General features: G+C 65.2%; 9 protein-coding genes and 1 pseudogene. 6 read left to right on the forward strand and 4 right to left on the reverse strand.

Going from position 1 to position 11846, the window contains the following annotated elements:
- Positions 1-48 precede the first annotated feature (48 nt).
- The gene (locus AC1DEZ_RS27115; protein ID WP_476781289.1) at positions 49-774 is read left to right on the forward strand and encodes an SDR family NAD(P)-dependent oxidoreductase; all 726 of its coding nucleotides are present in this window, start codon (positions 49-51) and stop codon (positions 772-774) included.
- 1 nt (position 775) lies between these two features.
- Positions 776-1828, forward strand: a complete 1053-nt coding sequence (locus AC1DEZ_RS27120; RefSeq protein ID WP_476781299.1) for a Gfo/Idh/MocA family protein — start codon at positions 776-778, stop codon at positions 1826-1828.
- 270 nt (positions 1829-2098) lie between these two features.
- On the opposite strand, the gene AC1DEZ_RS27125 is transcribed toward AC1DEZ_RS27120, so the two are convergent.
- A complete protein-coding gene (locus AC1DEZ_RS27125; protein WP_476781290.1) occupies positions 2099-5221 on the reverse strand; it encodes an efflux RND transporter permease subunit in 3123 nt (1040 codons plus the stop codon).
- A complete protein-coding gene (locus AC1DEZ_RS27130; protein WP_476781291.1) occupies positions 5218-6342 on the reverse strand; it encodes an efflux RND transporter periplasmic adaptor subunit in 1125 nt (374 codons plus the stop codon). Before AC1DEZ_RS27130 ends, AC1DEZ_RS27125 begins: the two co-directional genes overlap by 4 nt.
- A gap of 78 nt (positions 6343-6420) precedes the next feature.
- Here AC1DEZ_RS27130 and AC1DEZ_RS27135 point away from each other — a divergent pair, with 78 nt between their 5' ends.
- From AC1DEZ_RS27135 to AC1DEZ_RS27145, 3 genes are read left to right on the forward strand one after another with little or no spacing between them, the layout of a single operon-like run.
- The gene (locus tag AC1DEZ_RS27135; RefSeq protein ID WP_476781292.1) at positions 6421-7014 is read left to right on the forward strand and encodes a TetR/AcrR family transcriptional regulator; all 594 of its coding nucleotides are present in this window, start codon (positions 6421-6423) and stop codon (positions 7012-7014) included.
- Positions 7011-8315: a multidrug effflux MFS transporter gene (locus AC1DEZ_RS27140; RefSeq protein WP_476781293.1), complete on the forward strand. Its 1305-nt coding sequence runs from the start codon at positions 7011-7013 to the stop codon at positions 8313-8315. Before AC1DEZ_RS27135 ends, AC1DEZ_RS27140 begins: the two co-directional genes overlap by 4 nt.
- Positions 8316-8340: 25 nt before the next feature.
- On the forward strand, positions 8341-9162 hold the full coding sequence (locus AC1DEZ_RS27145; RefSeq protein ID WP_476781294.1) for an SDR family NAD(P)-dependent oxidoreductase: 822 nt from the start codon (positions 8341-8343) through the stop codon (positions 9160-9162).
- Between the two features lie 241 nt (positions 9163-9403).
- Here the strand turns inward: AC1DEZ_RS27145 and AC1DEZ_RS27150 are convergent, their stop codons facing one another.
- Positions 9404-10324, reverse strand: a complete 921-nt coding sequence (locus AC1DEZ_RS27150; RefSeq protein ID WP_476781295.1) for a LysR substrate-binding domain-containing protein — start codon at positions 10322-10324, stop codon at positions 9404-9406.
- Between the two features lie 174 nt (positions 10325-10498).
- Here AC1DEZ_RS27150 and AC1DEZ_RS27155 point away from each other — a divergent pair, with 174 nt between their 5' ends.
- Positions 10499-11419, forward strand: coding sequence for an alpha/beta hydrolase (locus tag AC1DEZ_RS27155; protein ID WP_476781296.1), 921 nt, complete (start codon positions 10499-10501; stop codon positions 11417-11419).
- A 249-nt stretch (positions 11420-11668) separates the two neighbouring features.
- On the opposite strand, the pseudogene AC1DEZ_RS27160 reads toward AC1DEZ_RS27155, so the two are convergent.
- Positions 11669-11846, reverse strand: a pseudogene (locus tag AC1DEZ_RS27160) (LysR family transcriptional regulator); the annotation flags it as partial.

An 11846-nucleotide genomic window follows, 5' to 3' on the forward strand; every position in this document is an offset into this window, starting at 1 on the left:
GATTCCGCGACTGGTCAGCTTGGCCAAGCCAATGGGAGATTGATGGTCATGACATCCGAATTCGCCGGCCAGACGGCGATCGTCACCGGCGGCGCCCGCGGCATCGGCCTCGCCATCGTCAAGGAATTGCTGAGCCGTGGCTGCCGCGTCTCGGTCTGGGATCGCTCGTTCGAAGGCCTAGATAACACCGCGGTCGACTGTTGCGTCGTCGATGTGGCCGATACGGGGGCGGTCGCGGTGGCCTTCGGCAAGACGCTCCTCGCCTTCGGCCGCGTCGATGTTCTGATCAACAATGCCGGGATCAACGGGCCCATCCACAGGGTCGAGGACTATCCGCCGGAGCATTGGCACGATGTGATCCGCGTTGATCTCACCAGCGTCTTCAACTGCTGCCGAGCCGCCATACCCGCCATGCGAGCCGCCAACTACGGACGGATCGTGAACATCGCCTCAATCGCGGGGAAGGAGGGTTCGGCCGGCGCCGCCGCCTACTCCGCTGCCAAGGCTGGCGTCATCGGTTTCAGCAAGGCCGTCGCGAAAGAACTCGCCGAGACCGGCGTGACGATCAACTGCGTCGCGCCGGCCATCGCCGAGACCGACCTCTTCAAGCAAATGACCGCTACGCACATCGCCACCGCGCGCAGCAAGATTCCGATGAACCGCTTCGCGAAGGTCGAGGAAATTGCTGCCGTCGCTGTCTTTGCGGCGAGCCCCGCGTGCAGTTTCACCTCCGGCTTCACCTTCGATGCCAGCGGCGGCCGGGCCACCTACTGAGATGGCTCGGAACCCAATCTCGGTCGCAGTCATCGGCGCAGGCGCGATGGGCCAGCGCCATGCAAGGCTGTGCGCCAGTCACCCTGACTTCGCGCTCACCGCGATCGTCGATCCCGCGCCCTACGCCATGGCTCTCGCAGCCGAACTCGGCGTCGCCGTCTTCGCCGATATTGAGAGCCTGATCGCTGTAAATCCACCCGAGGCCGTGATCGTCGCGACCCCGACCCCACTGCACGAACCGATTTGCCTGGTTGCAGCCCAAGCAGGGCTGCATCTCCTTGTCGAAAAGCCGATCTCCGCAGATGTTTCATCAGCACGCAAGATCATCGACGCTGCGGCGGTGAACGGAATCTCGCTCCTTGTCGGCCACCACCGGCGGCATAACCCGATTGTGGCGGCGGCCCGCAAGATCATCGCCGGCGGTGAGTTGGGCCGCCTGCTCGCGGTGAATATGCTCTGGGCCGTGCGGAAGCCAGACGCTTATTTCGCGGTGCCATGGCGTACGCAGCCCGGCGCGGGCCCAATCCTGACCAACCTCATCCACGACATTGATCTGTTGCGCCATCTCTGCGGCGAGATTTCTTCCGTTACTGCCCATGTTGGGAACATCGGTCGCGGTTTGGCGATCGAGGACACCACTGCTGTCCTGATCCGCTTAGAGACCGGAGCGCTGGCGACCGTCACGGCCAGCGACGCAGCGCCTTCGCCCTGGTCATGGGACGCAAACTCAGGCGAGAATCCGGCGATCCGCATGAGCCGGGCCAACTCGACGCGGTTCCTCGGCACCCAAGCGGCGCTTGAATTTCCCGACCTCAGGGTCTGGCGACATGCCACGGGCGAGGAACCGAGTTGGAACGCCACATCGATCTCCGAGGAACGCCTCGTTACACCGGCGGATGCCTACTATTCACAACTGACGCATTTCTGCTCGGTGATCCGCGACGGCGCCGCACCCGTCTGCTCGGGCGAGGATGGGCTCCGCACGCTTGCGGCCACCTCGGCCATCGTCCAATCGGCGGCCGAAGAGCGCACCATCGTACTCGGGCAGAGCTGAGCCATGCGTGTCGCCCTGATCGAATCGAACTACTGGCATGTTCCGCTCCATCTGGACGCGATCGAGCGCTCGGGTGTCCAATTAACTTCACCGATCGATGGGCGCGCATCCATGTCGAGGCAGCTCCATGGGATCAGTTTTCCGGTTTGAGGCTGAGATGCCGTAGTGCTGCGTCGGTCCTTAGAGACAGAACACCGGCGGCACGCAGGATCGAAGCCGCAAGCCCGGTGCAGGGGTCATAGCCTGAGCTTGCGGAGGCTGGCCCATCGCTTACTCTGCCGCTTCCGCAAAGGCGGGCGGTGAAGTTGCGGCATTCGATCGGGCGTCGACCTTGTCGGCGGATGCCGATGTCGGCTTGATTCTGAACCAGGCGGCGTAGAGCGCCGGCAGGAACAGCAGGATGAGCACCGTGCCGACCGCCGTGCCGCCGATGAGCGTATAGGCCATCGATCCCCAGAAGACCGAATGGGTCAGCGGGATGAAGGCCAGGACCGCTGCGAGCGCGGTCAGGATCACCGGTCGCGTGCGCTGCACTGTCGCCTCGATGACGGCATGGTAGTCGTCCAGACCTGCGATCTGGTTCTCCTTGATCTGGTCGGTCAGGATCAGCGTGTTGCGCATCAGAATGCCGGCGAGCCCGATGAGGCCAAGAATCGCGTTGAAGCCGAAGGGCTGATTGAAGGCCAGGAGCGTCGGGACCACGCCGATCAGGCCGAGCGGCGCGGTGAACAGCACCATCGTCATCATCGAGAAGGACCGCACCTGGAACATAACGACGATCAGCGTCACGGCGATCATCAGCGGGAAGATCTTGCCGAGGGCATCGTTCGCCTTGGCCGCCTCCTCGATCGAACCACCCATGTCGATGCGATAGCCAGCCGGCAGCGCGGCGATCAGCGGCTGGAGCGCGGTCAGCACCTGCTTGGAGACCTCCGGGGGCTGCGTGGCCTCGTTGATCTCGGAGCGGACCGTGATCGTCGGCATCCGATCGCGTCGCTTCAGCATCGGCTCCTCGTAACGGATCTCGGAGTGCCCGATTTGATCCAGGGGGATCTGCCGGCCGTCCTTGCTCATGAGAGAAAAGTCGGCGAGGCGCGTCGGATCGAGACGTTCAGCGCCTGCGCTTCGGGCGATGACCGGTACGTTGCGGATGTCCTCGCGGACCTGCGTGACAGGCACCCCGCTCAGCAGGAACTGGAGCTGCTGGCCGACCTGTGCCGGCGACAGGCCAATCAGGTTGAGACGATCCTGGTCCGGCACAAAGCGCAGCACCGGCGTGCGATTGCCCCAGTCGCGATTCGCTTCCCTGACATCGGGGATGCCGCGCATCACCTGCAGGGCCTGTTCGGAAATCTTGTAGAGCTCAGCCGGGTCGGGACCGACGATGCGAAACTCGACCGGAAACACCGAAGGCGGCCCGAAGACGAACTGCGTGGCGCGGACATAGGCCTCGGGCGCGAGCCCGTTCGAGGTCGCCTCTCGTAGCCGAAGCTTGAGCTCCTCGCGGTCATGAGCGTCGGGCGTCAGCACGACGATCTTGGCGAAGGCCGGATCGGGCAGCTCTGGCGACAGCGCCAGGAAGAAGCGCGGCGCGCCCTGGCCGACATAGCTGGTGACGATCGTGGCTTCCGACTGCTGGTTGAGCCAGCGCTCGACCTTCTGGACCGCGGCGGTGGTGGTCTCGATGCTGCTGCCTTCCGGCATACGGATTTCGACGAGCACCTCGGGCCGATCCGAGGTGGGGAAGAACTGCTGCTTCAGCCCGCCCATGCCGACGCCGGAGAGAGCAAAGGCGATGCCGACGATCGCGCAGGTCAGGAACTTGTGGTCGACGGCGAAGGTGATCAGCCGCCGCAGGCGCCGGTAGTTCGGCGTGTCGTAGATAGCGTGATGGCCGCCGGGGACAGGCGTGATCTCAGGCAGCATCTTGACGCCGAGATAAGGCGTAAAGACCACCGCCACGATCCAGGACACGATCAACGCGAAACCGACCACCCAGAAGATGTTGCCGGCGTATTCACCGGCAGTGGAGGAGGCGAAGCCGACGGGCAGGAAGCCCGCGATCGTCACCAGGGTCCCCGAGAGCATCGGCGCCGCGGTATGGCTCCAGGCATAGGCCGCCGCCTTGATGCGGTCCATGCCCTCTTCCATCTTCACGACCATGACCTCGATCGCGATGATGGCGTCGTCGACGAGGAGGCCGAGCGCCAGGATCAGCGCGCCCAGCGTGATCCGGTCGAAGAAGCGGCCCGTTTCCAGCATGATGAAGAAGACGGCGGCCAGGGTGATGGGGATCGCCGCGGCAACGACGATGCCGACGCGCCAGCCTAGGCTGAGCAGGCTGACGAGCAGCACTACGCCCAGCGCCATCGCGAACTTGATCATGAACTCGTCGACCGACTCAGCGATGTTGACGGCCTGGTCCGTCACCTTTTCAAGCGACATGCCGAGCGGCAATGTCCGGCCGATTGCAGCGGTCTTATTTTCAAGATCCTTGCCGAGCGTCAGCCCGTTCCAGCCGTCCTGCATCACCGCGGCGAGCATGAGGCTGGGCTCGCCCTGATGCCGGATGATGAAGCTTGCCGGATCTTCGTAGCCGCGGCGGACATCCGCGATGTCCGTGAGCTTCAGCGTTCGGCCTCCCGCGACGATCGGCGTGTCAGCGATGGCCTGCACGCCATCATAGGCGCCGTCGACCCGGATGAAGACGCGCGGCCCCTTGGTATCGACCGAGCCTGCGGGCGTGACCGTGTTCTGCCGCTGCAGGGCGGTAACGATGTCCTGGGCGGAAACGCCGAGCGTCGCAAGCTTCGCATAGGAGAACTCCACGAAGATCTGCTGGGGGCGCTCGCCGAGGATGTTGACCTTCTTCACACCGGGCACATGCAGGAGATCCTGCCTGATTGCTTCCGCCTGCCGCGCCAGTTCGCGCTTCGGCATGCCCTTCGCCTTCAGTGCGTAGAGCGCGAAGCTCACATCGGAGTATTCGTCGTTGACGAAGGGGCCGAGCACGCCGGGCGGCAGGTTGCGCGCCTCGTCGGCGAGTTTCTTGCGCGCCTGGTAGAACTCCTCCTGGACGCGGGACGGCGGGGTGGAGTCCTTCAGGTTGACCGTGAGATAGGCATAGCCCGGCCGCGTCGTGGTCTCGACACGGTCGTACCAGGCGAGCTCCTGCAGCCGCTTCTCCAACGGCTCGGCGACGAGGTCCTGCATCTCGCGGGCCGTCGCGCCGGGCCAGACAGAGGTGACGGTCAGCGTCTTGATGGTGAAGCTCGGATCCTCGGCGCGCCCGAGCTTGACGAAGGCGTAGGCGCCGGCCGCGACGAGCAGGAGGATCGTGAAGAGGGTGACGGCGCGTTCGCGGACGGCGATCGCCGAGAGATTGAAGCTCATCGCGCGGCCGCCTTGATGTTCGAGGAAGCCCGGACCTGCTGGCCTTCGCGCAGGAGATGCGCCCCGAGGGAGACGATCTGGCGCCCGGCCTGCAGCCCCGAAACGACCGCCGTCTCGCTTGTGACGCGAACGAGACGCACGGGTTGGAACGTCACGACGGAGGCCGCATCGTCGAGAAGCCAGACGCCGGTCTTCTGTCCGTCGTCCAGAACCGCTCCGAGCGGAATCTCCGTCTCAGCCTCGGTCGCCGTATCGGACAAGCGGATCGTCACGGTCGCGCCCAGCGGCGCCAGCGCGGCCTCGCTTTCGAGGACGTAGCGTGCCTCGTAGGTCCGGGTCTGTGGATCGGCAGAACCGGACAACTGGCGCAAAGTGGCGCGGAAGCTGCGCCCCGCGACGCCGTAGAGCGTCGCCTGCGCGGTGGACCCGAGCGGAGGCCGCATCGTTTCGGGCAAGGCCACCAACGCTTCCCGCGGGCCCGTTTGTGCGAGACGAACGACCACCTGTCCCGCCGCGACGACCTGCCCGGGCTCCGCCAGGGTCTCGACGATGATCCCGTCCGCATCAGCGACGAGCACGGCATAGGTCCGCTCGTTTTCCGCGACATCCGCTGCAGCCTTAGCGGCTGCGGCCTGGGCCTTGGCGGTATCGAGCGCGGCCTTCGCCTGCTCGTAGCGCTGCGGGCTGGCGGCGAACCCGTTCTTGACGAGGACCGCGTAGCGCGCTTCGTCGGCCGTTGCCTGCGTCAGCACGGCCCGAGCGGCGATGGCGGCGTTGCGCTTGGCCGTCAGCGCCAGCTCTAGGTCCGTCTCGTCGACCCGCAGGAGCGGCTGCCCCGCCTTCACCGACTGGCCGACATTGACCAGCCGCTCGACGACCTTGCCCGGGACCCGAAAGCCGAGATTGCTTTGGACGCGTGCCGCGATGACGCCCGTGAAGCGCCGGTCGGCACCGAAAACCGGGCTCGCCGTCGACACGCGGACGACCGGCGGCTCCTGTCGGGGGTCGACGGCTGCCGAAGGGGCGGACTTCTGCCCGATCAGCAGGACGGCGCCCCCGATTCCGGCGGCGATCACGATGCCACCGACTGCGAGCAGGGCGAGCCGGAATTTCCTTGTCATGGCGCTTACCAAATAGATTGCGTACGACATCTATGACTGTTATAGAGTTCGTACGCAATCTAATTTTCGGAGCAGGGCATGCGGGTCTCTCGGGAGCAGGCGGCGCAGAACAGGGAGCGGGTGATCGAGACGGCGAGCCGGCTTTTTCGCGAGCACGGCTTCGACGGCATCGGTCTCAAGGACCTGATGGCGAGCGCCGGTCTGACGCAGGGCGGCTTCTACAAGCAGTTCGCGTCGAAGGACGAACTGGCCGCATTGGCGTCGCGGCGAGCGATCGCTAGTGCGGCCGAGCGCTGGTCGTCGGCCGTCGCTTCTCGGCCGGATGACCCGTTCTCGGCCGTGGCGGAATTCTACCTCAGCCCGGAGCATGTCGCGGAACGCGCCGAAGGATGCCCGTTCGTCGCGCTCGCATCCGACGCGGCGCGGCAGGGCCCGGAGGTGAAGGCCGAGTTCGAGGCCGGCATCCGCGCGAACCTCGACATGATCGCAAGCCTGACCGCGGAGGAAGACCGTGACGCTCTTCTGGCGAAGGTGTCGATGATGGTCGGAGCCGTCCTGCTGTCGCGGACGGTCAACGACGAGACGCTGGCGCGCCAGATCCTGAACGCGGCTGGCTCCCAGATCGCCGCCCATGCGAAGCCGCCCGGTGGCAAGCCGGAGCGCGTGCAGTGAGTGCCGCGGAAGCGGCGCTCGACGGACCGTCGCAGGTGTCCCAAACGGGCCTCGACCCGCTTCGATCCGAGGCCCGCGAAGTCAGCGGTCCCATCGTCCTGCTGCTTGCGGGTCTGGCCGCCATCGGCACGCTTGCGACGAACATTATCCTCCCGGCTTTTCCACGCATGGCGGCCGAGCTTGGCCTGACGGACACCCAGCTCGGAATTCTCCTCAGCAGCTTCTTTCTCACCTTTGCGCTGGGCCAACTGATCGTCGGCCCGCTCTCGGATCGTTTCGGAAGAAGGGCGCTGGTTCTCGGCGGCCTCGCCACCTTCTTGGCGGGAAGCATGATCGCCGCACAAGCTGACAACCTGTTCTGGCTCGTGCTCGGGCGGGTCGTCCAGGCCATGGGGGCCTGCGCCGCATCCGTACTCGCCCGCGCGATCGCCCGAGATTTATTCCAGGGGGAGGCCCTGGGCAGAGTACTGTCCCTCACTATGATCGCTGGTGCCGTCGCGCCCGGCTTCTCGCCGCTTCTGGGAAGCGTCCTCGTCGATCTGTCGGGCTGGCGAGCGAGCTTCATGTTCGTCGCCCTCTGTGCGGCAGCGCTGGCACTGCTCTACCTACGGCGGGTCGGCGAGACCCATCCTATTGACGCCAGGAGCACGCTCGGGCTCGGCGGTGTGGCGGCCTCCTATCGGTCCCTCCTGGTCGACGGTCGCTTCCTGCTGCCGGCGCTCTCGGTCAGCATGGTGCTGGGCGGCTTGTTCAGCTTCTTTGCCGCGGCGCCCGGCGTCCTGATGGGGCAGCTCGGACTGACGCCGCTTCAAATGGGTCTGTCCTTCGCGGCGACGGTGCTGATCGTCTTTGCAGCCGGGTTCCTGGCGCCTCTGCTTGCGCAGCGCCATGGCGACCGGACCACCGGCCTCGCGGGGCTGATCATCTTCGCCGCCGGCGCGCTGGCGATGATCGCGGTCGCGTCGCAGCCATCCTACCTGACCTTCACCGCGGCACTTTCGATCGTCCTCTTCGGCATGGGACTGATCAATCCACTCGGCACGGCGATCGCGCTGCAGCCTTTTGGCCGCCAGGCCGGCTCGGCCTCTGCCCTGCTGGGCTTCCTGCAGATGGGCAGCGCGGCCATCGGTTCGACGCTGGCGAGCGCGATACCCCTGTCGCCATCGGTCTCGCTCGCCATCGTCATGACGGCAGCCTCGGTCGGCGCGCTCGCGGCCTTCGCTCCCGTCTACCGCGACCGTCCGCGACGCGAAATTCAGCCTTCCGTCATCATCGAAGCGCGGGCCTCGAACGAGGCATAGGGGCATTTACTCGAAAGGTCACCACATGCAGAACGTGAGCGGTTCCCCCGCTGGACGCACCTTGGACGCGCCCTCGGGAAAATGGGCCCTCGTGACGGGCGCATCGAGCGGCCTCGGCGTAGAATTCGCCGAGCTTCTGGCAGCGCGAAAGATCAATCTCGTGCTCGCGGCGCGGCGACGCGAGCCGATGGAAAGACTCGCCTTCGAGCTTCGCCGGAAGCACGGCGTCGAGATCCATGTCGAGCCGGTCGACCTCTCCGTTCCCGGCGCTGCCGGCGGCTTGAAAGAGAAGCTGGATACGGAAGCGCTGCGGATCGATCTCCTGGTCAACAATGCCGGCTTCGGCCTGCATGGAGACTTTCTCGATACGCCGTTCGCGCGCACCGCCGAGATGATCCAGCTTAACGTGACGGCGCTGACCGAGCTGAGCTACGTCTTCGGGCGGGACATGGCCAGCCGAGGCTCCGGCGAGATGCTTCTCGTCGCCAGTCTGCTGGCCTTCCAGCCTGTTCCCATTTATGCGGCCTATGCCGCGACGAAGTCCTATGTGCTCTCCTTCGGCGAAGCGCTCCACGATGAGTTGCGTTCATGTGGCGTCGTCGTAACTACGCTCTGCCCCGGCCATACCGAAACCGGGTTCGATGCGGCTGCCGACGCCAGCGTCTCGCCGATGCTGCGTAGGCTGACCATGAAGCCTCGCCCGGTCGCCGAGGCTGGACTGAACGCTTTGGCTCGGGCCAAGCCATCCGTCATTGCGGGTGTGCTCAACAAGATCGTCGCATTCTCGAACCGCTTCACCACGCGATCGATGCAGCGGGCTTCGATGCGAAAGGTGATGGCGCCATGAGACGATGTTCCCAGCTACTCAAGGAGGCAGATTGCGTCGAGCGGGCGAGTTCCCATAGTGCTGGAATGACGGCCTGAGAGCTCCTGTCGATGACGTCACAGAGAGCCATTCGTTGATGCGCCAGGAGCGGACATCCGACCCCCGCCGAAAGCAGACGCTCGCGGCGCGCGACGAGACCACGGCTGCCACTAGGTATCGCAACAGTGCCTGAAGATCGAAGCGGAGACCGAGGCCGATCCGTTCAGCGCGCAACTTGGTGATCAGGAAGTCGCCGCCAGAAATCCAGGAACGCCCTTAGCTTCGGCAATTCGCGTGCCTGGCCGGGGAAGTAAATAAAAAAGCCCGGCATGGTCGGCATGAACCGTTCTAAGCAGGGCACCAGCAGCCCTTGGGCGAGCTGCGGCGCCACGTTGGCGGCGACGTTGTAGACAAGACCGATGCCCGAAACCGCAGCCGACACGCTAAGGCCGGCCTCGTTGACGATCAGCGATCCGGGAACCGCAACATCGTACTCCCGCACCTCGCCACTGTCCTGCACTTCCGCGAACTGCCAGCGATAGAGTTGACCTTGGGACTGCCGGAAGTTGATGCAGTTGTGTTCGGCCAACTGCTCGGGGTGCAGGGGAATGCCATAGGCGGCGAAATAGGCGGGGGAGCCGGCGACGATCATCCTCGACGGCTCCGTGAGCCGGACCGCCACCATGTCCTGCGCGATCGTCTCGCCGATGCGGATACCGGCGTCGTACCCCTCGGCCACGATGTCGATGAAGCTATCCTCTATTGCCAGTTCGAGCTCGATATCCGGATGCGCAGCCGCGAACCCGGTCAGCATCGGTTCGACAGCCGGGCGCGCCACCGAAGGAAGGTTCAACCGCAGCAGGCCCCGAGGCCTCTCTCCTAGAGTCCTTGCCGCCTCGAACGCCGCTGCCACGTGCGAGACTGACGCCTTGGCATGCTCCAGGAACAGTGCCCCGGCCTCGGTCAGGTTCACGGAGCGCGTGGTTCGTGCCAACAGCGGCGCACCGACACGCTCCTCTAGCCGCTTGACGGTCCAACTCACTGCGGCGGGTGTGACCCCGAGCTCCAGCGCGGCCGCCGTGAAGCTTCGCTTCTCGGCCACCTTGGTGAAGGCGACGATGCCGTCGAGCAGGTCAGCGACCATTATCAAATCCTGTTTGAAGGCCCTTCAAGATATGCGCAGATTGCCAAATATGTCGACGGCGACCAGCTTTGGCTTTCATCAAGGGCAGCTGGCATGGCACACACGTCGATCAGCAGACGCACTTTCGGTCTGGCGGCCGGTGCGGCGGCATCGGCCCTTCCGACAGGAGCGATCATGGCACAGCCTCTCACCGCCCAGGGTGGCCCCAAGCCGGTCACCGTCAGCTTTCCCAGCGGGGACAGCTACGTCGTGGCCCACCTCTACCTGCCCGAGGGACACGATACCGCTCGGCAGTATCCGGCCGTTGCCGTAGGTGGCTCGTTCACCTCTGTGAAGGAGCAGATGGGCGGCATTCACGCAGGCGAGCTGGCCCGCCGTGGCGTGATGGCGTTAGCCATCGACTATCGGAATTACGGACAGAGTGGCGGCGCTACGCGTCAGGTCGAGGACCAGGCGATGAAGGTCGAGGACCTGTCCGCGGCGCTTCGCTTCCTATCCGCTCGCCCGGACGTCTCGCGTACCGGCCTCCTGGGCGTCTGCACCTCGGGCGGCACAGCCCTCTATGCCGCCGCGGTCGATAAGCAGGTCGGCGCCGTCGCGACGGTGGCTGGGTTCTTCTCCGACGCCGGCACGAACGAGATGATCTTCAAGGGCCCCGAGGGAATCGTACGGCGCCGCGCCGAGGGGCGCGCGGCTCTCAAGCGCTTTGAGGCGACCGGTATCATCGACTTCATCCCCGCCTACGATCCGAACGATCAGACCGCGGTCAGCATCAGCCCGAGCCAGTATTACATGGACCAGTCACGCGGCGGTGGTGCCAGGCCGTGGCGCAACGCCTTCGCGGTCATGGGCTGGGAGAAATGGCTCGATTTCGATCCCGTGGCGCAGGCGCCGCGGGTGACCGCCCCGACCCTGGTCGTCCATTCCGATGGCGCGGCGTTCCCTGGCCAGGCGCGCAAGGTGTTCGAGAGCCTCGCCGGCCCGAAACAGCTTCACTGGTCGACCGGCGCTCATTTCGACTTCTACGATCAACCCCAGCAGGTGCGTGAGGCCGCCAACCGCGTTGCAGACCATTTCCTAACCCATCTGTCCTGATTGCGAGGCTGGGGTCTTCAAAGGCAGGTCGGGCAGGTGATGATCGGGGTACGGCTTGGTTTCGTTGCCGTGTTGAAGCTTGTAGGGATCGACGGCGGGATTTCTCGACCAAAGTACGCTCGGGACCGATCGTCTCGACCTCTGTAGTGCGCCACAAGCGGACTCCAGGACATTGCCCGAAAGCCGACCCAAACGAGCTTGGGTCTTGCGCATGACGGAGTATTTGCGTGGCGCCGCGTAACGCGTGCCTTACATTGTCGCCTTCATAGCCAACTCTTTCTGAAATCCGGCGGCGAGATGATCGATCAACGCCCGGACCGCCGGTGGCAGACCGCGCCGGGTCGTGAAGACTAAATGCACGATGCCTTTGAGCCCGTGCCACGCTGGCAGTACGCGGACGAGGCGCCCGTCGGAAAGCGCCTCACGG

The organism is Allobosea sp. 10L422 (assembly GCF_056395345.1).